22 protein-coding genes and 1 pseudogene are annotated in these 22,252 nt (G+C 36.3%); 8 read left to right on the forward strand and 15 right to left on the reverse strand.

Going from position 1 to position 22,252, the window contains the following annotated elements:
• Nucleotides 1-102 precede the first annotated feature (102 nt).
• Nucleotides 103-1,431 (reverse strand): phenylacetate--CoA ligase family protein, encoded by a 1,329-nt coding sequence (gene paaK / locus ACFQZ9_RS03005; RefSeq protein WP_498942259.1) that lies wholly within the window; start codon nucleotides 1,429-1,431, stop codon nucleotides 103-105.
• Between the two features lie 735 nt (nucleotides 1,432-2,166).
• Between paaK and ACFQZ9_RS03010 the strand changes: the two genes are divergently transcribed.
• Nucleotides 2,167-2,553 carry a CotD family spore coat protein gene (locus ACFQZ9_RS03010; RefSeq protein WP_498942260.1) on the forward strand — a complete coding sequence of 129 codons (387 nt, stop codon included), beginning with the start codon at nucleotides 2,167-2,169 and terminating at the stop codon, nucleotides 2,551-2,553.
• A 120-nt stretch (nucleotides 2,554-2,673) separates the two neighbouring features.
• On the opposite strand, the gene ACFQZ9_RS03015 is transcribed toward ACFQZ9_RS03010, so the two are convergent.
• A complete protein-coding gene (locus ACFQZ9_RS03015; RefSeq protein WP_498942261.1) occupies nucleotides 2,674-3,561 on the reverse strand; it encodes a C39 family peptidase in 888 nt (295 codons plus the stop codon).
• Nucleotides 3,562-4,059: 498 nt separating this feature from the next.
• On the opposite strand from ACFQZ9_RS03015, the gene ACFQZ9_RS03020 reads away from it, so the two are divergent.
• Complete coding sequence (locus ACFQZ9_RS03020; protein ID WP_498942262.1) at nucleotides 4,060-5,172, forward strand: GerAB/ArcD/ProY family transporter; 1,113 nt, start codon at nucleotides 4,060-4,062, stop codon at nucleotides 5,170-5,172.
• Between the two features lie 200 nt (nucleotides 5,173-5,372).
• Here ACFQZ9_RS03020 and ACFQZ9_RS03025 read toward each other — a convergent pair whose 3' ends face one another.
• The 3 genes from ACFQZ9_RS03025 to ACFQZ9_RS03035 all read right to left on the reverse strand — a co-directional run bounded on the left by ACFQZ9_RS03025 (nucleotide 5,373) and on the right by ACFQZ9_RS03035 (nucleotide 7,216).
• Nucleotides 5,373-5,762 carry a cupredoxin domain-containing protein gene (locus tag ACFQZ9_RS03025; protein ID WP_498942263.1) on the reverse strand — a complete coding sequence of 130 codons (390 nt, stop codon included), beginning with the start codon at nucleotides 5,760-5,762 and terminating at the stop codon, nucleotides 5,373-5,375.
• A 164-nt stretch (nucleotides 5,763-5,926) separates the two neighbouring features.
• On the reverse strand, nucleotides 5,927-6,850 hold the full coding sequence (locus ACFQZ9_RS03030) for a glycoside hydrolase domain-containing protein (RefSeq protein WP_498942264.1): 924 nt from the start codon (nucleotides 6,848-6,850) through the stop codon (nucleotides 5,927-5,929).
• A 171-nt stretch (nucleotides 6,851-7,021) separates the two neighbouring features.
• On the reverse strand, nucleotides 7,022-7,216 hold the full coding sequence (locus tag ACFQZ9_RS03035) for a hypothetical protein (RefSeq protein ID WP_498942265.1): 195 nt from the start codon (nucleotides 7,214-7,216) through the stop codon (nucleotides 7,022-7,024).
• Nucleotides 7,217-8,631: 1,415 nt separating this feature from the next.
• On the opposite strand from ACFQZ9_RS03035, the gene ACFQZ9_RS03040 reads away from it, so the two are divergent.
• The gene (locus tag ACFQZ9_RS03040) at nucleotides 8,632-8,955 is read left to right on the forward strand and encodes a redoxin domain-containing protein (RefSeq protein WP_498942592.1); all 324 of its coding nucleotides are present in this window, start codon (nucleotides 8,632-8,634) and stop codon (nucleotides 8,953-8,955) included.
• 512 nt (nucleotides 8,956-9,467) lie between these two features.
• A pseudogene (locus ACFQZ9_RS03045) lies at nucleotides 9,468-10,152 on the forward strand (IS110 family RNA-guided transposase); the annotation flags it as partial.
• A 46-nt stretch (nucleotides 10,153-10,198) separates the two neighbouring features.
• Here the strand turns inward: ACFQZ9_RS03045 and ACFQZ9_RS03050 are convergent.
• The 3 genes from ACFQZ9_RS03050 to murI all read right to left on the reverse strand — a co-directional run bounded on the left by ACFQZ9_RS03050 (nucleotide 10,199) and on the right by murI (nucleotide 11,852).
• Nucleotides 10,199-10,672 carry a hypothetical protein gene (locus ACFQZ9_RS03050; RefSeq protein WP_498942266.1) on the reverse strand — a complete coding sequence of 158 codons (474 nt, stop codon included), beginning with the start codon at nucleotides 10,670-10,672 and terminating at the stop codon, nucleotides 10,199-10,201.
• Nucleotides 10,673-10,781: 109 nt separating this feature from the next.
• Nucleotides 10,782-10,934, reverse strand: a complete 153-nt coding sequence (locus ACFQZ9_RS03055) for a hypothetical protein (protein ID WP_498942267.1) — start codon at nucleotides 10,932-10,934, stop codon at nucleotides 10,782-10,784.
• 120 nt (nucleotides 10,935-11,054) lie between these two features.
• A complete protein-coding gene (gene murI, locus ACFQZ9_RS03060) occupies nucleotides 11,055-11,852 on the reverse strand; it encodes a glutamate racemase (RefSeq protein WP_498942268.1) in 798 nt (265 codons plus the stop codon).
• A gap of 296 nt (nucleotides 11,853-12,148) precedes the next feature.
• Between murI and ACFQZ9_RS03065 the strand changes: the two genes are divergently transcribed.
• The 3 genes from ACFQZ9_RS03065 (at nucleotide 12,149) to ACFQZ9_RS03075 (ending at nucleotide 15,385) form a co-directional block, all read left to right on the forward strand.
• Nucleotides 12,149-13,192, forward strand: coding sequence for a phosphodiester glycosidase family protein (locus tag ACFQZ9_RS03065; protein ID WP_498942269.1), 1,044 nt, complete (start codon nucleotides 12,149-12,151; stop codon nucleotides 13,190-13,192).
• A gap of 169 nt (nucleotides 13,193-13,361) precedes the next feature.
• On the forward strand, nucleotides 13,362-14,288 hold the full coding sequence (locus tag ACFQZ9_RS03070) for an alpha/beta hydrolase (RefSeq protein ID WP_498942270.1): 927 nt from the start codon (nucleotides 13,362-13,364) through the stop codon (nucleotides 14,286-14,288).
• 296 nt (nucleotides 14,289-14,584) lie between these two features.
• Nucleotides 14,585-15,385, forward strand: a complete 801-nt coding sequence (locus ACFQZ9_RS03075) for a COG4705 family protein (RefSeq protein WP_498942271.1) — start codon at nucleotides 14,585-14,587, stop codon at nucleotides 15,383-15,385.
• Between the two features lie 130 nt (nucleotides 15,386-15,515).
• Here ACFQZ9_RS03075 and ACFQZ9_RS03080 read toward each other — a convergent pair whose 3' ends face one another.
• The 4 genes from ACFQZ9_RS03080 to ACFQZ9_RS03095 all read right to left on the reverse strand — a co-directional run bounded on the left by ACFQZ9_RS03080 (nucleotide 15,516) and on the right by ACFQZ9_RS03095 (nucleotide 18,970).
• Nucleotides 15,516-16,130: a thermonuclease family protein gene (locus tag ACFQZ9_RS03080; protein WP_498942272.1), complete on the reverse strand. Its 615-nt coding sequence runs from the start codon at nucleotides 16,128-16,130 to the stop codon at nucleotides 15,516-15,518.
• A gap of 212 nt (nucleotides 16,131-16,342) precedes the next feature.
• Entirely contained in the window at nucleotides 16,343-17,359 is a 1,017-nt protein-coding gene (locus tag ACFQZ9_RS03085; protein ID WP_498942273.1) for a DUF3231 family protein, read from the reverse strand.
• A gap of 271 nt (nucleotides 17,360-17,630) precedes the next feature.
• Nucleotides 17,631-18,614, reverse strand: coding sequence for a tRNA dihydrouridine synthase (locus tag ACFQZ9_RS03090; protein ID WP_198312787.1), 984 nt, complete (start codon nucleotides 18,612-18,614; stop codon nucleotides 17,631-17,633).
• Nucleotides 18,615-18,865: 251 nt separating this feature from the next.
• Nucleotides 18,866-18,970 carry an FMN-binding negative transcriptional regulator gene (locus ACFQZ9_RS03095; protein WP_498942274.1) on the reverse strand — a complete coding sequence of 35 codons (105 nt, stop codon included), beginning with the start codon at nucleotides 18,968-18,970 and terminating at the stop codon, nucleotides 18,866-18,868.
• 572 nt (nucleotides 18,971-19,542) lie between these two features.
• Between ACFQZ9_RS03095 and ACFQZ9_RS03100 the strand changes: the two genes are divergently transcribed.
• Complete coding sequence (locus tag ACFQZ9_RS03100; protein WP_498942593.1) at nucleotides 19,543-20,007, forward strand: hypothetical protein; 465 nt, start codon at nucleotides 19,543-19,545, stop codon at nucleotides 20,005-20,007.
• A 269-nt stretch (nucleotides 20,008-20,276) separates the two neighbouring features.
• Here the strand turns inward: ACFQZ9_RS03100 and ACFQZ9_RS03105 are convergent, their stop codons facing one another.
• From ACFQZ9_RS03105 to ACFQZ9_RS03115, 3 genes are all read right to left on the reverse strand, one after another.
• Nucleotides 20,277-21,311, reverse strand: coding sequence for a DUF3231 family protein (locus ACFQZ9_RS03105; RefSeq protein ID WP_198312689.1), 1,035 nt, complete (start codon nucleotides 21,309-21,311; stop codon nucleotides 20,277-20,279).
• Between the two features lie 191 nt (nucleotides 21,312-21,502).
• Nucleotides 21,503-21,871, reverse strand: a complete 369-nt coding sequence (locus ACFQZ9_RS03110; RefSeq protein WP_498942275.1) for a CBO0543 family protein — start codon at nucleotides 21,869-21,871, stop codon at nucleotides 21,503-21,505.
• Between the two features lie 14 nt (nucleotides 21,872-21,885).
• A complete protein-coding gene (locus ACFQZ9_RS03115) occupies nucleotides 21,886-22,146 on the reverse strand; it encodes a hypothetical protein (protein ID WP_498942276.1) in 261 nt (86 codons plus the stop codon).
• Between the last annotated feature and the right edge of the window lie 106 nt (nucleotides 22,147-22,252).

Raw genomic sequence — 22,252 nt, forward strand, 5'->3', positions numbered from 1 at the left:
TAGTGCTTTTAAATCATGGCACGCTTTCACCTAAGCTTGCTGTCATATAATGGACTAGTCAAGCTTAGGTGAATTCGCTTTCATTTAACCTTAGTAAAAACTTTATAAAACCTCTTGAGCAAGATTTCTTTTATCTAAAACTCTTTTCGCTTTTCCATCAGTACGAGGCAGGCTTCCTGGTTTTTTGATAATCGTATCCATTGTCACTAAACAGCTGGATTTCATCTGATGCTGAATATTCTTTTTTAATTTTTGAATAGTCGCATGTCCTAAATCTTCTCCCACTTCCTCAAAAAGCTCTTTTTCAATTTCAACGTGTAATTCTAAACTATCTAAACTCCCTTTTTTCATCAAATGAATTTGATAATTTGGAACAAGCCCCTCAATTTGTAAAAGAACACGCTCAATCTCTGAAGGGAAAACATTTACACCGCGAATAATCAGCATGTCATCTGTCCGCCCTTTTAACCGGGACATACGCGTATGAGTTCTGCCGCATTTACATTTTTCACGGGTGATGGAAGTAATGTCCCCTGTGCGGTAACGAATAATGGGCATTGCTTCTTTTGTTAAGCTGGTAAACACAAGCTCTCCATCTTGGCCATCTTCGACCGGTTCTAATGTTTCAGGGTTAAGAACCTCCACAAAAAAATGATCTTCAGCAATATGCAAACCATCTTGAGCTTCATAACACTCAATGGCCACCCCAGGGCCCATTACCTCACTTAAGCCGTAAATATCAATCGCTTTAATGTCCAGTTTTCTCTCAAGTGTAGCCCGCATTTCCTGTGTCCACGGTTCGGAACCAAAGATTCCATATTCAAGACTTGTCTCACGCGGATTCATTCCCATCCGTTCCATTTGCTCCACAATATTTAAAATATAGGATGGGGTTCCACAAATTCCTCTTGGTTTAAAATCATTAATAATTGTGATTTGTCTCTCCGTATTTCCCCCTGAAATAGGAACTGTGGCGGCCCCCAGTTCTTCCGCCCCATAATGAAGTCCAAGCCCGCCTGTAAAAAGACCATATCCATAAGCATTATGAAAAACATCTGATTTTCTACCCCCAGCTGTAACGATGGAGCGAGCAACTACTGATGCCCAATTTTTTATATCATTTTTTGTATACCCGACAACCGTTGGTTTGCCGCTCGTTCCAGATGATCCATGGATTCGGTTTACTTCGTCCATCGAAACGGCAAACAATCCAAATGGGTAGTGGTCCCGCAAGTCTTTTTTCTTTGTAAAAGGTAGCTTTTTTACATCGTCCAAAGAGCGGATATCTTCAGGTGTGATTCCCAATTCATCAAATTTTTCCTTATAATGCGCCACATTTTCATAAACCTTACTTATCGTTTGTTTAAGGCGTAAAAATTGTAATGCTTCCAATTCCGTGCGACTCATCGCTTCAATTTCCGGATTGTACATTTACGACCCCCCTAACTATTCCCTTTATAAATAAACAAAAAGTCAAATAACGTTAATTCAACGATATTCTACAAAAATGTAACATAGGTATAGATTAATACTAGCGCATGAATACATGATTCCGGAAAAGAAATCGTGATATCCACGCTCAAAAACAGGGAATAGCATGCTGTAATCCTTATATTTTATATTTCCAATTCCCACTAAAAACCCAAACATCACAACGAATGTGTGTAGAATGAATCACCTTTTGGATCAACCAAATCCCCCTCTTTTAATGTAATGGAGCGGTAAAAGTTCTGTTCTATGAATGATTTTAAATTTTTAGTAGTTTACCCTTTCTGGAAAAAATTATAAATTAAGCTTAATCATGCCTGCGAAGTAATTTTATTAAAATGCCATCCTCTTCCAAATGGAGGGGGTCCATTTGTGTGGAGGAAAATTGTAGTACCTAACAGTAAATACTCCAGATTGTGAATCATTACACTTAAACTGCTACCTGCTCAATAAAAAAAGGCTGCCGTAATTAGCAGCCAGTTCTTAAGTAAAGCTAACAAGAAAAAGAACCGCAACAGCGACCCTTTTGTTCAACTCAAGCACCCTTTTTATTTCACATTATGTTCTTAGTGTGCATCACTTTTTTCCATAAATAGGTATCAGAACTAGTCCGCACAAACAAAAGTTCACATAGACTATTGAGGTAACATGACAAATTCACCTGGAGGTAAAATACCTATGAAAAGAAATATGGGATTTGGTGGGTTTCCATCAAATGCAATACCAAATGCAATGCCAAATCTGGTTGCTCCTGTACAACAAATGCCAGCTCCATTCTGTCCGCCACCACCATGTCAACCAATATACTGTCCGCCTCAAGCGTTTCCTGCACAGTATGATCCGCCACTTGTTTCACCTGGACAACAATATGTGAAAACAAATTTATTTAATAAAGTCGTACAACATATTCATCCTTCTCATACCACTACTGTCAACAAGCTTCATGTAAATCATCAACACTATTTTCCACACACAGAATCATGTGTAAATGAATGCTGTGAAACACATACGATGTGCGGTGCCCCCGTTAATCCTTGCTGTCCACCTGGACCATTTGGATTTTAATTTCCTTTCCCCTCCCCATTAAAGGAGGGGTACATAATTGTACCCCTGTCGCCATGAAGAGCACGAGTGTTATTGGAAGCCTATTGTGAATTTACATGTGTTACTACTCTTTTAAATTCATTATCGTACTACAACTGCATATTTTAAAGCATTATAGGATCTTTCAAAGACACTTTTACTTACCCAATATTTATTGTTTGTCCTTTTACTGTTTGGATCTGCAACATAGTAACTGCCTGTACTTTTATTGTAACCAATCAATGTTACGACGTGCATATTGTCAACCATATTTACCTTCCCTGCACTTCCCATATCCCACTTCACCCATGTTGGTTTGGCAAAATTTAATGTAACGTATACAACTGCCGGATTTCCTTTATCTAGTTCTTGTTTTAATTGAGTAGTAGAGTACCCTGTTGCATTGACAACTTTACTACTATATTTTTTTCCAAAACTTGCTAAAGGTTTTGGGAAAATGGATTGGAATACACCATTTACATTTTTGTATGGCGTGCCTGCATATCCAAGATACGGATTATTCTTGGTTTTTGGCATCTTATCAAGCAATGTTTTTAAACTTTGACTGGTATACCCTTTATATTTTAAAGCCATTAATAAACTAGCACCCTCACATCCAAATGGGGCATAGGTTGGTGTTAATTGACTAACATATGGTACGTTTACCTTTACCGTTTTGACTGCCTGTGTGCTAACTTTTTTAAGATATGTTGAACTTGCGTACCCTATGTAACTCTTATATTTGACTTTATACCAACTGCCACTTTTTGAAATATAAGTAACGGTTTTTCCTTTTGGCATGACTAGAACACGAGAATATTTTGTTCCTGGCCCTTTGCGTAAATTCAAATTTTCTATTGTTTTATAGGTCTTCGTTGTGGATGCTTCAACTGAAGATGCTCCTAAAACCTTAGCGTCTAAGACATTTGGTAAAATACCACTCGTAAAAATTGCTGATGCGATTAAAGAACTGGCTACTATTTTTTTCATAACATTCCCCTTCTAAAATATGTAATTCTGATTTTAAGTCTTTCATATGTAACACTCTTATTGAATTGGACTACATCAACAAAGCAAATTTAAAATTGATCACGTTGAAGTCATTTTAACCTTATAATATACTGCACAATGTAACAAGAGCCAATTATCATAATTTGTTATTGAACTAAGCTGCCATTAAACTATTAAGACAACTAGGGGTTTTGGATAATTTGGAACTTTTAGGACATCCTACCTAACATTGGCTAATTAATTGAGATAATTTCTAAGTGAGGCAGCAAATGCAAGATCCAGGTAAACCAAAAAATCACCTACAAATAGAGATAAGTGATCCACCAAACTTACCCATCGTATTTGATTAGAACAATTGATTACCTGAGCTTCAAGTTAATGTCAATGTTGGTTCCTATGTACGGCCTGATGGATTACGCGTGAATCCGTTCTGGAATACTTAATAAAATTACCCTTAGCAAAGGGGAAATGTAGTATATGGATAGGATTAAAATAAGCGCATCCCAGCTTTTCGTTCTAGTATTTTTATTTGAAATGGGTAGTTCAATCCTCTTTGGTCTAGGAGCAAATGCAAAACAGGATGCATGGATTGCCATTTTATTAGGGTTAGCAGGCGGTTTGATCGTTTTCTTTATACACTATCGTTTGTTTCTTTTTTATCCAGAATTAATTCTAACCAGCTCTATACAAAAAATTGCCGGAAAATGGCCAGGCCGGATTATCGGCTTATTCTTTATCAGCTATTTTATTTATACTGCTTCAGTCGTATTACGAGATTTTGGGGAACTCTTGGTAACGACTGTTTATACAAGTACGCCGTTACTTATCATTAATTCATTGATGATTCTGACCATCATCTATGGCATACATAAAGGCTTAGAAGTAATCGCAAGAGTGGGACAGATTTATTTTGGCATTATTTATTTAATGGCCATATTTGGATTTCTGTTAATTATTTTTTCCGGGTTAATCCATTTTGAATTTCTAAAGCCTATCCTTGAAAATGGATGGAAACCAATATTTAAAGAGTTTCTCCCTGGCACACTTACATTCCCTTTTGGAGAAATAGTTGTTTTCACGATGATATACCCATTTGTGAAGGAACGAAAGAAAATAAAATTTGTTTGTATTGGCGGGATGATTTTAAGCGGGATTAATATTACCATTACCGTGATTATTACGATTTCAACCATTGGGCCAGAACTGTATACCCGCTCAAACTTTCCATTGTTAACAACCGTTTCAAGAATTCAACTGGCAAATTTTATTGAGCGGCTTGATGTTCTTTTTTTGCTCTATCTGATCATTAGCGGTTTCTTTAAAATATCATTGTATTTTTATGCAGCAGTTGAGGGTACAGCAGATCTATTTCAGTTTAAAAAAAAGGAAAAATTGTCGTTTCCAATTGGAATAATTGTTTTATTTGCATCCATAACCACAGCATCGACGTATGCTGAATTTGTCAAGGAAGGTTTTGACTTTTTTCCATATCTTTTTAGTTTGCCTTTTCAAATTATCATTCCTAGCATCTTACTGCTTATCGCATTCTTTCGAAATAGGAAGAAAAAACCTGATACGAATGTAAATTAAAATATAATTCGACTTAATAACGGATATATCTCTTTCTTGGATTCATACTGGAGCAGAAAAAGGCCCTTTATCGGGGCCTTTTTTTGAATATCCAAATTAGCATTCTTTAAAAGGGGCTTTTTCCTTTGTACGCAGGACATCATTTTTGACACTATAAGACCCCGATAGGTCAAAAAGCAAGGCCTGATTGGCCCTGCTTGTTAGTTGACAATTACTTTTCCAACCATACCTTCCTGAAAATGGTAACGACAGATCAGTTCGTATGTACCTGAATTTTTCGGTGTTATGGTAATGGATTTTTCTTTTCCCGGCTGGACTTCAGCGTCAATTCCTAGCTTATCCACTGTGAAGGTGTGTTCTTTCTTACCTTCGTTTTTCAATATCAACGTTGTCGTTTTTCCATTCGGAATCGTGATGGCTTTCGGATTAAAGTAATCATCGTTCAACTTGACCTCAATCGGTTTCACTGTCTCCGAAGGCTTAGTTACAACATTGGATTTGGCAAATACGCCGAGAGAGCCTTGAGTTGTCACAACCACAATCATTGCAAGCAAAACAACCAATCCTGTTAACCTCTTTTTCACAGACATTCGCAATCCCTCCTTTCCTAAACTATTATCTTCGAATTCATAAAATATTATCACGATAAAATGGGTTCCAACGTGCTTCAAATCGTCACCCTTTTATTTGGAACGGTGACAAAGAAAAAAGATCGACTCTAATGGCCAATCTTCTGGAATCCATTCTTCCACATTTATTTCATTCTAATTTTTTGTCCTGGCTGCAGTCTTTCAGGATTAACTTCTGGGTTCAACCTACTAAGTGTGCCATGTTTCATTTTCCATCCCTTTTCAAGGCCCCAAAAAGTATCCCCTTTTTTAATGGTATACGTTTCAGGTTTTGATCCAGAGGGAACCTTCCCTTTTAAGCTTAAGCGCTGTCCCGCATAAATAACATTAGGATTGGCAAGATGGTTCAACTTTGCAAGGTAGTCAATTGATAATCCGTATTTTCTACCAATTACAGTAAGATTTTCTCCAGCTTTTACAATGTGAATTTCCTGAATTTCATCCTTCTTACTAGCTGCAGTTTTGGGTCTTAAAGCTTCATCCCATGCGCCCGGATCCTTTTTAATTTCATTCCTGTCTATAGCAATTCCGGCGGCTTTGACATCATTTTGATACTGGTGCATATTGATGTGATCTGCCACTTTTCCGTTGCTCCAAGCAAATGTCTGCCAGTAATAATCCACTTTATCTTTTACTTCCATTATTACAGCATAGGAGCCGTATAATCCGACCTTGTAATTTTTTATTGTGGCTTTAAGCCCATCGACATAATCGAGGATCCTTTCCATATCGCAGGCTTGGGCATCGAAATCAACCACAAAGTAAATCGCGCTTCCGGCAGGTTGCCCTACTAATTTTGCGTATATTTCCGCATCCTTTGCATCCGTCATTCCTTGGGCTTTCGTATGGTAACCTGGATAGTTTGCACTTTTTTGAGCGATACTGATTAACTTTAATCCTGCCTCTTGAATTACCCTAGCTTCAACTGCATCAAATGTTTTCCAACTATTGCCGAGATATCGGGCCACGTAAGAAAAACCTAAATCTTTTAAAGTTTTTGCAGATGCAGCCGTTAATTTTGTAGCGCAATCAAACCCATTTCTTGTCATGACTTACCCTCCCCTTTTCCGATTTTAACCTTCTCGAATTTCTTTTTGTTATATTTTATTCTTTTTAAGGTTCACACCCCTCAAATCCCCGATCAATAACATAATTAGGCTTGCTCCTATTTATTTAACTCTTCTTCCTTCTTTGGCAAACTTGGCGCTAATTGATGGTACTCAGTGACCAAAATGAAATTGTTCCTGCCAATCGTTATAGGTATTGTAAATCCATTTTCGCCCCTCAATGATATGGGTGCTTTTATTCACCCTGTAATGTAATTGCTGCAGGACGATTGCTTCATTTAAGCCAATTATGTTGGCAAATGACGGGCTCACGATCATCGGATTTTCGTACACTAATAATTTACTCATCTATTTATTCCTCCCTTTCAAAAGCCCAAACAATTAAACTGTTGGTTATCGTTTCTGGATTCATCGATTGGTTCATCATCTTTCACTAGCTATATAAAGAAAAATGACAAAAAGAGACAGGGTAAAATAAAAAAGTTTTTATAAATATGGCAATTAGGCGAACGAAGAGTTGAGGAAGGGTTTTATTCTTTACGGGGGATTTTTAAATGTTTGGGATTGGGATAAAATAGACGATTTCTTTACTAAAAAATTTTTAGTGTTATTTTATTACAAGATCAAAGAAATATTTGAAATTAATTGGAGTTCAATCGGAAATAAATGGTTTTTAGATATTATTCATTTCACTTTCCCTTTAATTCAATACTTCCATTTATTTCATCAGCTTGGTAATTAAACCTTCTTTTGTTAATTGAATAACTTAGGGCTAGCGAGTTTCCTCATAGCTGTTTGATTAGTAGGTAATTACCTAATTTGGAAAAAGATAAGCTCTTTCATAGATATCGGCCATATCCTAAAAGAGGCTGGATATTCTTCCGAAAGTAGGTGAAAACATGAATCCAGAAATGAGATACTATATGCATTATCATTATGGGACTGGATATATGCCATGTCCTTTTTACGGAAACTATATGGGATACGGAGACCCATCTTATGAAATAGGGTATCATCACCAACATAATCCTTACTATCATTGGACCCATCAACATATGAATGTCCCAATATTTTCTGTACCTCTTAGATACTAAACCTGTTTATTGTTACCATAACTGGGATTTTAGGAAGTACGCAAACTAAAACCGCCCTGGACACCCTAAGGCTTTTGTCCATTTTCCTTACCCATTCTTTCTAGCATTAGATAAGTAGGTACTTATCCCGCTTCAAAACATTAAATTACCTATATACTTTCATCTTTGTTTTTTAACTAAATTCCCATTTAACGGATTAAAGACAAAGAAAAATCGAATGTTGAAACAATCCATGCCCTTTTCATTGAGAAGGGCTTTTGATCTTTTGAAGGGTTTAATTAGAAAAAAACTTGTATAGAGTTTCATTCGTTCGTTCATTCTAATAAAGTAAAAATGGTGGTGAATATTATGGTTTTTTAGAAAATCCACTAAGGAAGAACTAATGGCAAATTAAAAGCTTAAAATAGGGATTATTGAGCCCCACTCCCTATAAAACCTGATAATCCAAATCTGTTTATAAAATTTATAAAAAAGGAGTTAAAAATGCGACCTAGAATTGTAGTCTTGTCCTTACTTTCTTTTCTAATATTATCAGCGTTTGCACAAAAGACGCTTACCAAACCAATCACTTTATTAAATCACGAACAAAAAGAGGTAACTTTTCCATTAGAAAAACCAACAGTATTCTTTTTTATAACAACGTATACATGAAGTCTCTGTCAGAAGCAACTGGTTCAGTTGCATAAAAATATTAACAAATTAGAAGGAATGGATATTGAAATGTTTGTAATTAGTCGCGATTCACCAGAAGAGCTACTTTCATTACATAATAAATTGAAGGAAAATTTTGGACATAGTCTTTCCTTTATTTCTGATCCAAAATTAGAATTAATTGATATAATGGGAATGAAGAAAAATAATGTGGCTTATAGAGGTTATGGAATGATTGATAAAGAGGGGAATATTATTTTTAATACTAAAGATGATCATTGGGGAGAGCAAATAGAGAAAACAGTTGAAAAGATTAAAGAAGAATATAATAAACAAAAATAAAAAAATTAGATTTAATTCTCTAACCTGAAGATAATCCGAACAATATGATGCTTTTTGTCTTTATTTTATTCACATAGACAAGAAAAATTTGAAAGAGATATTTATGAACCTTTCTACTTAATGTAACAGAAAAGCAATTAAAAAAAAATTAATTGCGTCTTAAAATAAAGCATTAGAATAAAAAATTAGAGCAACATAAGCGTTGCTCTTTTTTTATTTCCTACGAATCTGTTCTTAAAGTATTCTGCCCCGTTAGCCATCCATGTATCGCAAAAAACAGCTCTTCACCACAAAGAATGAAAATGTATTGAATCCGTCCATACTTGTCCTAAGGCTGGAGAGGAAGGTCGATCAACTATGGTGCCTTAGAGCCCATCCGTTAGTCTGACTCCAACGACCACGGTACATCACAAACTGTCGCTCCCTTGCGGGAAGCACTCATGGTAGATTAATCCTTATTCTGATTATTGCACCAGCCTCCAATTTTACAAGCCTAGAAAGGAAGAATTTCAATGGATGTAATCATTGAAAGAGCATGTGGTATGGATGTTCATAAGGATAATATCACTGCGTGTATTATGACACCTGATGGACAGGAGATTCAAACATTTTCTACTAAGACTGTATTTCTGCTCAAGTTAATCGACTGGATTAAAGAACACCAATGTACTCATGTCGCAATGGAAAGCACTAGTGTTTATTGGAAACCTATTGTTAACCTGCTAGAATCCGAAGGAATTGAGTTTTTAGTTGTAAACGGACAACACATGAAGGCACTCCCAGGTCGCAAAACCGATGTTAAAGATGCCGAATGGATTGCACAACTTCTTCACCATGGTTTACTTAAAGCGAGTTTTATTCCAAATCGGATTCAAAGAGAACTGAGAGAACTTGTCCGCTATCGTCGTAGTATTATTGAAGACGTGCTAGGCAACACAATCGGATTCAAAAAGTTTTAGAAGGAGCCAACATCAAACTCGGTTCTGTCGTATCTGATATTATGGGGGTTTCCTCGAAGGATATGCTTCGAGCTATCGCTGATGGCGAGGAGATCCTGAGAAACTAGCAAACTTCGCTCGTCGCACAATGAAAAAGAAAAAAGAAGAGCTTGAATTAGCACTTCAGGGCTATATTAACCCACATCAACGATTAATGATTAAAACAATTCTAAGTCACATTGAATTTTTAACGGAGCAACACAGAAAAAAGGCAACCTTCATCTTGAAGAGTCGCACTTGCTACTTTAAATATCAATCGTTTTCTTGTATTTTTCAAAAAGATTTTGAAATCCATATAAACAAAAAGCCTTGTAAAAGAAATATAGAAAGAATTGAAATTCGTTAAATTGAACTAATTTATAGAGTTTTAATTTTGTGAACAACCTTGTAATTGGAGATACGAAAATTGCTTCGCCAATAACATTTAACATAATAAACTTTTTAAAATTTCCGTATCCCCATTTTAATGTCCATAACGCCATCGCCAACATTGGGCCAATGAGAAAAGGAAATTCATTTTGAATAAAGGACTGTGGTCTATTATAAAAAGACCACCATCTACGTTTTTTTCCAATTTGGGGATCCAAACTACATAGAATAACAGCAAGGATTGAGGCTGGTAAAAATCTCTTTATAGTCCTCCATCCTAACAAAGGTACTGTAAGCCAGGAGAGTAAAATCAGTATGATATTAAATATCCAATGTTTTTTCATTGACATATTAATCCCTCCCTTTTCCAAAATGATTATTTAATTTAGTATTTCACCTTGTTTATTTATTTATTTATTTATTCTCCCACATCAAGAAGTAATTCCTCCCTGTCTACAGCTACATGGACAAGCCTTTCAAAATAGGTTCAGTATAATCAGTTACCATAGGAGCAGGTTTTTTTCCCATTCTCTCAATATACATGCCATAAGCCGCATCCACACACTCTGAAATAGCTTGCTTATGGGCACTTTTAGCGACTTGTATATTCACAAATAATCTACCTCCATGATAAATATTGGTTAAGTACCATCAGCTATTCCACAAAAAAAGGCTGTAGGAACAGCCTAACAATTTTTAATAATTTAAACCTTGATGTGGAAGAATCATTTTTCAAGATTTCGTTGAGATAAGCTGAAGTTCATCTAACTTTACTAGTAACTTTTTATAATTAGACAAAGCATCTTGATCTTCAACTTTATCACCAGATTTAAAAAATAAAATATCTCCTGAACCATCATTAATTTGGTTATTTGCTTCAAGAATTCTCTTTAAGTTTTTAGCCGTACCAATACTTCCAGAAATAATGTCTATTTCTTCAGGAAATATTTCCCTTAGGCTATCTTCAAAATATGGAAAATGGGTGCATCCAAGAACAATCGTTCCGTATTGCTTTATATCAAACGAAGATAGTCTTTCTTCTAAATACGGGACGACTTTTTCTTCTCTAAATTCAAAATTCTCAGCGAATTGGACAAGACCAGGTAAAGGCAGACTTTCAACAATATCGTGCTGGTCAATACTGTTCACAAGATTATGGAACTTTTCCTCTCTTAGAGTCAAGTTAGTAGCCAACACTAATACCTTTTTTCTTTTTCCCTCACAGCTTTGAACAGCGGGTTTTACGGCCGGCTCAATACCTAGAATAGGAAAATCATACTTTTTACGAAGGTCATCCACTGCGATACTGGTAGCTGTGTTACAAGCAATGACTAATGCTTTAATTCCCTGATTAGCCATAAAGTCAACTGCATTAAATATATACTCCCTTACCTCTTCTTTTGGTTTTTCACCATATGGAACGTGTAACGTATCTGCATAGAATATGTAATCCTCATTCGGCAAAAATCTTAATGCTTGATGAAGTACAGTCATTCCACCTATTCCAGAATCAAAAAAACCTATTCTCACTACTTTCACTCTTTTCTTAAATTAACGTTATAAATCAATTATTAATAATACCATAAAGTTTTTATTGTTAGTTATCGCTTATTCTTTTTAAACTAACCTCCACAATCCTTGCTCTTTCGATAAAACAAATCTACCGCAAAAATAGCCGAATAATTCCATTTTAGGATAGAAAATGGGACTTAAACTGATCGCCTGTTTAACGTATAATGGAGAACGTTATATTTAACAGGTCAATAGGGTTTTCAAATTCCCATCCGAATTCGTTCGGTAAAAATAATTACAAGAGGTGAAATGGTATGGAACTCAGTACTACCAAAAGAAACTACCTTCCACGCCATCCACTCAAATTCAAAAGAGGTACAGTTTGGCGTATTTTTGGAATTTTGATCTTGCTTCTCTTCTTAAGCGGAAGTGAATTTTTATATGGAACAAATAAAGGGCACCAACTTCGAAGAATGGTCGTTGGGACGGTGATTTCATCACAGCACCCTCAGTATGTGAAATACTTGGTTTTTTTGCTCCCACAGTCGGAAATAAAAGAATTGAATCAAGCCATGTTACATCCACCGGTTAAGCAATCATCGGTTACTCCTGTAATAACCAAGGAGAAAAAAGATTCCACTGGGAAGAAGGAATCGATTCGTGTTGACACGATTAATACAGCTAATTTCACAGCAAAAGTTATGGTTATTCCTGACCCTACAACCGTTCACCTTATAGGAACAAGGTATTCCGACAAAGGACAGCCATTATCCGATTTGATTAAAGAAAATAATGGGGTTGCAGGGATTAATGGCGGGGGATTTTACGATCCAAAAGGAAATGGTTCTGGCGCCCAGCCAAAAGGGATTGTCATCATCAATGGAAAAGTTATTAATTCTCAACATGGCTACAAAGTGCCGCAGCTTGTGGGTGCGTTTTTAAGAAATGGCGAATTTATCACAGGAAATTATTCCGTAAACCAATTACAGAGTTTGGGAGTTCGGGATGCAGTAAGCTTTGGTCCGCAATTGATTGTCAACGGTCAAAGCCAAGTAACATCAAATGTTGATGCAGCTTGGGGCTGGGCACCAAGAACTGCCATTGGTCAAGCAAAAAACGGAAGCATCGTCATGATTATCACAGATGGCCGTTATTATTGGAATAAAACTCATCGTGGTGCTACCATGTCCGATATGGTCCATTTATTTGAGAAATATAACGTTTCGAACGCGATTGCCATGGATGGCGGAGGATCCACAACGATGATCAAGGATGGAGTGCTTCAGCTCAAACCAGCTACCCATACTTCTGTAGGCATGCGTTACCTGCCAAATGCATGGGTTGTTATTCCACATTAAAAATAAACGAACGCCTTCACACATTTGTGAGGGTGTTTTTTTTTCGAATTGCCTAGATTCAAACATTACATATCAATTAAAACAAAATGGGACTAAATGTTTTTCCGTTTTGATGTTCATCGACATATGATAAAGTACCGAAAATTAAAAAGGAAAGGAGGAGTTGATGTTGAGTGAAGAGAAAAAAAGTAAAAAAGGTAAATCACTGTGGGGACCGCTTTTGGCAGCACCCGCTGTATTTTTTCTTGCCCCTCTTGGAATCGGACTTTATCTCACTCACCCCTTCCCAGCAAAAACCACAAAAAATCCGAAGGACTACGGACTTTCATACGAAGAGATTGAATTTTTCAGTCGAAAAGATCAAGTAAAGCTGTCTGGCTGGTGGATTCCTGCCGCTTCCAAGCAGAGCAATAAAACCGTCATCACGGCACATGGTTATATGAATGAACGGGCCATGGAAGGGATTGATGGGCTGCAGCTCGCCAAAGCTCTATCGAAACAAGGCTATAATGTGCTAATGTTCGATTTTCGCAATGCAGGCAAATCGAAAGGTAGGACCACAGGTTTGGGGTATTTTGAAAAGCACGACTTACATGCAGCGATTGAATATTCCATTCAGAAAAAAAAGCAGAAAAGAATTGCCCTGCTTGGCTGGAGTATGGGTGCTTCCACTGCGCTTATTGCCGGTTGCGAACATCCTGCGGTTTCCGTCATCATCGCCGACAGTCCCTTTAGTGATTTAGAAGCTTTTTTAAAAGAAAATCTTTCCTACTGGAGCAAATTACCCAAAAGACCGTTTACACCGCTTATTTATCATTCCATGCGAAAACTCCTCAAAATTGACCCCACTGAAGTTTCACCAATCAATAATGTGAAAAACACGAAAGGGAAATCCTTCTTATTAATCCACAGTAAAACAGATGAAGCTATTCCTTATATCGAGAGTGAAAAACTCGTTCAATCCATTTCACCTGATAACAATCGAGAATTGTGGCTGACAGAAGATGGTGACCATATTCATTCGTATCTTTTGAATAAAGAAGAGTATGAGCGCCGTGTTCTCCGATTTTTAAATAAGTACTTAAAGCTTGCCTAAAGCGAGATTCTGGCCCTGCCGGTTGTTCCATCTTTGACCTAGCTTTTGGGATATAACAAATCAAAACCTCGTCACAGTTGGCGGGGTTTTTTAGTTTTAAGGTATAGACCCTCAAATTTAAGCCCTGAGGTAGTTCATGTACTATTTATTCATTCTTAATCATTCTTTAAGAATTAATTTAGACAGAATTCAGGTTGCTTTATTATAAATGATTTATTCGTAAAAATTTATACATACGAATGTACATGAAAATTAGTTAATTCAAGTTATTCATCATTATTGGAAGAAGGTCTACTATGAACAAAGCTTTAGCAGTCTCCATGAATCAAGCAAATGAAATGTTTGCGAAGGTTCCCGAAATTACACTCTACTTTTGGATTACCAAGCTACTGACAACTGGGATGGGAGAAGTGGCTTCTGATTATTTATTCGAGAATCTAAATCCATTTATCTCTGCACCTTTAAGTGTTCTTATTTTTGTAGCCGCCATGATCTTGCAGTTCAAAGTACGCCGTTATATACCAAGTATCTACTGGTTAGTTGTTGTGATGGTCAGTATCTTTGGAACAATGGCTGCAGATGTCGTTCGTGTCGGACTCGGAATCCCCTACTTCGTGTCTACTATCTTCTTTATCGTGACACTCGCCGGTGTTCTCATCACTTGGTTTTCCAAAGAAAAAACTTTGTCCGTACACAGCATATTCACCCGTCGCAGAGAAATCTTTTACTGGCTAACCGTACTGGTTACATTCGCACTCGGTACCGCCGCAGGCGATATGACCGCATCAACCATGCATTTGGGTTACTTCTCATCAGGTGTATTATTTACTGTCTTGCTCGCTATTCCAGCTTTGGGTTACAAATTATTTGGTCTAAATGAAATTTTTGCTTTCTGGTTCGCTTATATCATGACGCGTCCAGTAGGTGCATCGTTCTCGGATTGGTTAGGGGCATCGCAGAACCACGGTGGTCTAGGAATAGGTAAAGGGCTAGTTACACTTGTTTTATTGATCTTTATTATGATCCTCGTTTTCTTTCGGGGAGGTTCACCCGCGAAAAGCATGGAAGCTAAAGAGAGTGAAGAAAGAGTATCTTAATAAAGGTAAGAGTTGAAAGAGATGAAAGACCACTACAAATTCCATAGTGGTCTTTCTTCAATTTTATATTTGGGGTAGTTTTGTCCACTTTTTTCTTCAATGCAGGAAGTGTGTGGATTTAAAGGGCTATTTATTTTCCAATAGGTATACACCCTTCAAATCCTCTATAGGTAACATAATTAGGCAGGCTCCAAATCTTTACTCTTCTTTTCTTTGCGATATATTCATCTTCCCGAAAGAGTCGAAGATATTTGTAAGGCGGATCCATAATATAAGCTACCCGTGCAAATCCTTCTTTTAATAGGGTTTCCTGCACCGATTTTCCATCTACATACACATAAGCTAGCAACCGTCCATATGAATCTCTCATGCTGCCTCTATCAAACTCAATGGTAATCTTTCCACTACTCAACAACTGTTTATTCCGATAATAAGCCTCTTTCGCAAAGGGCTGGTTACACATCCCTGGCTTTTTTGATTCTGGCGTGTCTACCAACAAATAACGAACGGTCTCCGTTTTCCTATTATATTTTACTTTTACCGTGTCCCCATCAACGGTTTCCACTAGAGATACAGGCATTTGATAAGAAGGATAATTATCGACATTTTGTTGGATTACTTCACGAGATTGTGGAGCTCCGGTCTGTACTTCTACTTGATTTCCTCGTGAAAGGTTTTGTTGATGAGGATAGGCAAGTAGCGTCGTTGCTGCGATCATCACACCTCCAAGAATTCGTTTTCGCATGTATAACCATCCACCCCTTCTTCTAACCAATAAAATTTTTTTGCTTCCGTTTCTTGTTTCATCGATTGGTTCATTCATCTTTCACTAGCTATATAAAGAAAAATGGCAAAAAGGGACAGAGTAAAATAAAAAAATTTATATATATATATGGCAAGTAGGTGAACGAATGGATGGGGAAGAATTTTGGTCTTTATGGGCGTTTTTTAAGTTTTTTATTCCTTTCTATTTATTAATTGACTTCTATCCTCCGTTTGCGGTGGTTCTTCGTACCATCCGTGTTTAAACATAATTTCTAGTCCTTCTTGACCATAAAAATAGACATCTTTCACTAGAATCGCTGTTTTTAAGGATAAATCATTTCTTAATGTGAAAAATGTTCCGAAACTTTCCCCAACAATGCAATACCCATTTAGAAGGTCAATGCAAAACATCATGAGTTTGTCAGAAAATGGGGCAACTGTTGAAGTCGTTACCGTACATCCAGTAGTTGCTGAAACCTGAATATCATTATCTAAAAGAATTTCCTGAAATGTTTTTATATGCTTTTTGGCAAGTTCTTTTCCTTTTTCAAAATATTGTCTAACCTCTTTATCTTGGGCACATTGGGCAAATCCTGTAATAAGTTGCATACCGATATTATTCGTTTCAATTCCATGATGAAGAAAACCCAACTCAATAGCGTTTAATGCCCTTTTTTCGCTAAACGGTTTAAATCCCTTCATGTACTTTTTACTTTCAATAAATTCAGTTCTTTTGGGCATTGTTATAATTGGCGGTAGTGTAAGAATCCCTTTTTTTAGTAAATAAATAGTTGTCAATTTATAACACTTATGAGTAATCGCAGTCAGACCTTCATAAATTGTCATTACATCGATTCGGTACGCCATGTTCATATTAATGGTATACATACCCATACTGATTTCTTTTAAAATACGAAGGAACATAATGTCAAATCCATTGTCAAATAATTTTGGTGCATCCAAATTAACATCTTCTTTTGTAAATCCTTTAGGAATAACTGCACCTTCACTTTCAAAAATACTTTTTATCAACTCAACATAATAATCCAATTCTTGCCACATCATACCCATAATATTTTTAGCTTCTTGGTCATCTGCTTTTTCCAAAAAGTATTCTAAAATTCTTAGTATCATTGTTTTTTCTTGAAATGTAAGCCAGAGTGTTCCTAATTCAGATGAACTTAACGGTTCTTTATCCTTAATTAACAATTTAATCCCCCATTAACATTTTTTAATTAAAGTATGTTTTAAATTGAAGGGAATTATTCCAATGTATGGAATATTACTCACCCCCTGTTAGGTCGATCGCGGCTTTTTAGAACTTCTGTGATGATTTTTAGACAAAAAAAGGAGAATCCCCTGTTAAGGAATCCCCCATACTAAAATCCTGCCTTCTTTTATTTAAAACAATTAGCTGCAAAGGAACTGAATAATAAGTACATAATGTACTTCATTTTCCTCTAAGTTTTTGAGAGTTACATCATATCACTGTCCCCGTCTCATCCACATTTTTCTCAAAGCGATCAAGCAATGCACGCACTTCATCTGTTGATTTCGTGTTCATCAATTGATTTCTTAATTCACCAGCACCACGGAATCCTTTGACATAAATCTTGAAAAAGCGATGCAGCCCTGTGATGGAGCGCGGCAGTACTTCCGCATATCGATCTTGAAGATCAAGCTGCAGTCTTAAAAGATCAAGGTATTCCTTACTGCTATGCTCTTTTGGCTCTTTTTCAAAAGCAAAAGGATTTTTAAAAATACCTCGCCCGATCATAACGCCATCAATACCATATTGTTCAGCAAGTTGCAGCCCAGTTTGACGGTCAGGGATGTCTCCATTAATGGTTAGCAGCGTATTGGGTGCGATACGGTCACGCAATTTTTTGATTTCCGGAATGAGCTCCCAATGCGCATCTACTTGGCTCATTTCCTTTCTTGTACGTAAATGTATCGAAAGGTTCGCAATATCCTGTTTTAAAATATGCGTTAGCCACTCCTCCCACTCCTGAACCTCCTTATAGCCAAGTCGTGTTTTCACGCTGACAGGCAGTCCGCCCGCTTTTGCTGCTTGAATAAGTTCTGCCGCAACATCTGGACGTAGAATTAGGCCACTACCTTTCCCTCTCGATGCCACATTCGGTACAGGGCAGCCCATATTAATATCGATGCCTTTAAATCCTAGTTCTGCCATGCCAATACTCATTTGGCGGAAATATTCAGGTTGATCCCCCCAAATATGTGCCACCATAGGCTGTTCATCTTCAGTAAAAGTCAAACGGCCACGCACACTTTTCATACCCTCTGGATGACAATAGCTATCCGAGTTTGTAAATTCTGTGAAAAACACATCCGGTCGACCGGCTTTACTTACTACGTGACGAAAAACAACATCTGTCACATCTTCCATTGGTGCAAGTATAAAAAATGGCCGTGGTAAATCACGCCAAAAATTATCGATCAATTTAAACTCAAATCCTCTCATTATGGTTCTAACTTCACGCACACGGCCAAAAAATATAAAGCCAAATGTTCTACTTCTTTTACACTTATAACATGCTTTATAACTAATTATCAAACACAAATTCACTTTGACATTTATAATTTGAAAAAATCTATGGCGAATATCAATGGAATCGTTAACTTCCCTTAATTTGGAAAGTAGTTTTATGTGTGTTTAAAAGACTAGGTCAGTTCAATCAGAGCTTCTATTGTTTAGGGGCGATTTCCATCAACAGTAACCATTAAGGCAAACGGATAAGACTTCATCATTTGAACTTCTTCATCATGATTCATACGATATTGCTTGGGAATATACATAATCTTCATCCTTTCAACATATCATTGAATTTTTAATAATATCAGCAAAAAATATCCGATAAAAAAATATAAATAGAAACACCGTTCCAATTTCGTGAAACAGGTCAATAATTCCAAAAATTATGTTTTGGGTATATATTTTTAATCATTTTTTTCTTCAAAGAGGAAATATTAAGTTTAACAATATAGTAAAGGAGCGAATTTATGTCTAACCACAATAAAAAAATGGTGTTCTCTGTGGCTATCGGTTCCTTTCATGGGGAAAAATTCGTTTTTAGGTTCTTGCCTGTGGCATGTTTTACCAATTTGTTCATAAGTGTACTTAGCGTTGTTGCGAATAAGAAAAAGTGGTTAATAAAACCTTGGAATTTTTAAATTAAAAAGATGACCCATACGATTTGGTATTTTATATGTGTTGGTTTCTCAGTTGTCATATATGGATTTCAGTACATAATAGAAAAATTGATTAGAAAAGCTTCTAGTCCTGTTGCTGAAGGAAGAATTAATGAGTAATGAATCCACAATTAGATGGAACCGCAGTTAGTGGCAACAAGGGGGGAGCTAGTTGAGTGATGAGGAAAACAAACAAAATTGAAGCTGTATTTTGGAGCATTGCTCTTCCCGGTTTTGGTCAAATTCTTAATGGACAACTGATCAAAGGCATGCTTTTTATATTCCTAGAATTCCTTATTAACGTAATGAGTTCATTTAATAAAGCTATTATGCTAAGTTTTTTAGGAGAAATAAGTGAAGCAGTGCAAATAATTGATTATCAATGGCTGATGTTTTATCCATGTGTTTACATGTTTGCAATGTATGACGCCTTCAAGCATGCAGGCGAGAATACTGGACCGTTTTCCTTTTTACCTTTCGCTTTTGGTGCATATTTCGTTACAGTTGGACTAATGTATTCAACGAAATTTACCATTTTCGGAGTATTTTTCGGTCCAATTTTCCTTCCTATGTTATTTTTAATCCCAGGATTATTGGTTGGATTCTTGATTCGTTATCTATTAAAAAAATGCAAAAAAAATTAACGTTTTACATTAGGCAAACGTTATTTACCCAATGCATGGATGGTTATTCCTCATTAAATAAACGAACACCTTCACTCATTTGTGAAGGTGTTTTTTTTCGAATTGCCCTGATTAATCTAATACTTCTACTACTTTGAACCCATGAATACATGCAAGGTATTTAGTCTTCATCGCCTTTTATTTTAGACACTTAGTTTTTATTCAATAGCACACTAAACTTAAGTACAATTTTTCATACTTTAAAAAGTAACCTTCTATCATGCTTAACCTCATTTAGCTGCTAATTTATTACGATCAACAGCATGTGGCGGTTGTTCCATCCACCCTTTTTCAATAAAAATTTTTGCTGCCGCTTCAACAAATTGTGCGATTTTCAATAACGACTTTGAATACATTAGCCCGATATCATGCCTTCCGTTAACAGCAGTAGAATTTCCAAATGCTCTTATTTTCATCGAGAACATATCCATTTTATGAAATAACATTAATTTATCTGAAAAGGGTGAAAAAGTTGAAGTTGTCACCAAATCATCCAAAAAAGAAGGTGTAGGTAGATTTTCATCATGTAGCTTTTGCATATAGTGTTCGATGTTTTTGGAGGTTAAATCTCTGCCCCATTCAAACAATTTTCGTATCTTTTCATCCTTTACCACTTGGGCAAATGCCATAATTAGTGCCTTGCTCGCAGTATTATTTTCAATATTGTCGTAAAGGTGGGCAATTTCTAATGCATGTAAAGAACGCACATGTCCCAAAAATCCATTTAAAAAGTCCTGATGAACAAACTCCACCTTTTCTGGCACCGGTATAATAGGAGGTTTGATAATAAATCCTTTATTCATTAATATTTCATTGATTTGCACAATTAAGTCCATTGTGGCATCCATACAGTACCTAAAGAATTCTTTAACATCCCTTCTAATCATAAGCGGTATTGCAACATTATATATACTCATTCCTGCTTTTGCAGCGTACTTCAAATAATGAACATAGAATTGATCTTGAAATAAACGAGGAGCTCCAAGGTTTACGTCTTCTTCCCCAAAACCTTTAGGAATAGGGAAGTTCTCCTTTACAAAAATTCCTTCGATTGTATTCATAAATTTCAAGCTTAATTTTAATGCATTTTCTAATAAAGTTTTTATATCTTTATCTTCAACATGTTGGAGATAATAACTTAATATGCATTTTGACATGCTGTTTCCCATATAAGTAGCCCAAAGTTTGCCCATTTCTGCAGAAGTTAAGGGTTCGCTAGTATCTTCTTTGTATGAACCTAATTTAATCGGCTTAATTGTTTCCATGGTTGCTCCTTTCCTACCCGCTTTTGGTTAGTATTCCCTTCATTTTGAATCATACTCAATGGTTAATCCATTCAAAATTGAATTTGGAGATTTCCACCGTCTCCATCTATAATAAAATTCTTTAGTATATTAAAGGGAAATCAATCTACTTTAGTGAGAAGCAAACAGGAGGTAAAATTATTCTTAGATATTTATATTTTTCTTCGCTTTGCGAAAAACCAGGTACAAAATAATCGTGTTATAAAAAGGGCAACACCAATAGTAATCCAGCTAATATACCATTCCCAGTGAAGGTATTTAATAAGATGTGTATACTTTTCGATCATGACTTCAAGGATGGTCACCAAAGAGCTATATCCAACATAGTACCCCAATTGAAAAAGGTTTCCTCGACTTTTTGGATACCAGACATTAAAGGCAGCACATACGACAGGAAAAGCATAACACACAAATGTTAAGCTCGTCCGATTAATCGAAGCAAACAGTCGAACAGGATATTCAATCATTCTCAACTCTACGACCACTAGACCGATAAGAAAAGTAATGATCTGATTGAACAAAAAAGCAACTACCGCTAGTCGAATTTTATGTTTGGGTATGAAGAATAGAATACCCGTTGATACAACCCAGACAAATAAGAGGATCCACCAGTCGATTCTCCAGGAGCACTAAGCAGACCTAGTTGAAAAGAAGGTATATCGCAAAGCCAGATGATGGCTTGAAACATCAATAAAGCCAAGATTGCCTTACGGCGATTATTTCGCGGAATAAGCAGAATCCAGCCAACAAAGCCGGACAACCACATTGCTATCAGGATGATACGCTCCACTAGCATGTTGATAGCAACTCTCCTTCATAATTATTAAGAATTCTTTGATATACGGATCAGATTTTATAAGTAGAATCCAATAATAGTATTAACTAAACTTTGGCGGAATTAT

Origin of the sequence: Neobacillus sp. GCM10027624 (genome assembly GCF_042675345.1) — a bacterium.
Classification (GTDB): Bacteria; Bacillota; Bacilli; order Bacillales; family Cytobacillaceae; genus Neobacillus; species Neobacillus cucumis_D.

Coding starts and splice junctions, on each gene's coding strand:
- paaK (WP_498942259.1), bottom strand. CDS start 1,431: ATGTACAATCCGGAAATTGAAGCGATGAGTCGCACGGAATTGGAAGCA.
- ACFQZ9_RS03010 (WP_498942260.1), top strand. CDS start 2,167: ATGAAAAGAAATATGGGATTTGGTGGGTTTCCATCAAATGCAATACCA.
- ACFQZ9_RS03015 (WP_498942261.1), bottom strand. CDS start 3,561: ATGAAAAAAATAGTAGCCAGTTCTTTAATCGCATCAGCAATTTTTACG.
- ACFQZ9_RS03020 (WP_498942262.1), top strand. CDS start 4,060: ATGGATAGGATTAAAATAAGCGCATCCCAGCTTTTCGTTCTAGTATTT.
- ACFQZ9_RS03025 (WP_498942263.1), bottom strand. CDS start 5,762: ATGTCTGTGAAAAAGAGGTTAACAGGATTGGTTGTTTTGCTTGCAATG.
- ACFQZ9_RS03030 (WP_498942264.1), bottom strand. CDS start 6,850: ATGACAAGAAATGGGTTTGATTGCGCTACAAAATTAACGGCTGCATCT.
- ACFQZ9_RS03035 (WP_498942265.1), bottom strand. CDS start 7,216: ATGAGTAAATTATTAGTGTACGAAAATCCGATGATCGTGAGCCCGTCA.
- ACFQZ9_RS03050 (WP_498942266.1), bottom strand. CDS start 10,672: ATGTCAATGAAAAAACATTGGATATTTAATATCATACTGATTTTACTC.
- ACFQZ9_RS03065 (WP_498942269.1), top strand. CDS start 12,149: ATGGAACTCAGTACTACCAAAAGAAACTACCTTCCACGCCATCCACTC.
- ACFQZ9_RS03075 (WP_498942271.1), top strand. CDS start 14,585: ATGAACAAAGCTTTAGCAGTCTCCATGAATCAAGCAAATGAAATGTTT.
- ACFQZ9_RS03080 (WP_498942272.1), bottom strand. CDS start 16,130: ATGCGAAAACGAATTCTTGGAGGTGTGATGATCGCAGCAACGACGCTA.
- ACFQZ9_RS03095 (WP_498942274.1), bottom strand. CDS start 18,970: ATGTATATTCCCAAGCAATATCGTATGAATCATGATGAAGAAGTTCAA.
- ACFQZ9_RS03100 (WP_498942593.1), top strand. CDS start 19,543: ATGAGGAAAACAAACAAAATTGAAGCTGTATTTTGGAGCATTGCTCTT.
- ACFQZ9_RS03105 (WP_198312689.1), bottom strand. CDS start 21,311: ATGGAAACAATTAAGCCGATTAAATTAGGTTCATACAAAGAAGATACT.
- ACFQZ9_RS03115 (WP_498942276.1), bottom strand. CDS start 22,146: ATGCTAGTGGAGCGTATCATCCTGATAGCAATGTGGTTGTCCGGCTTT.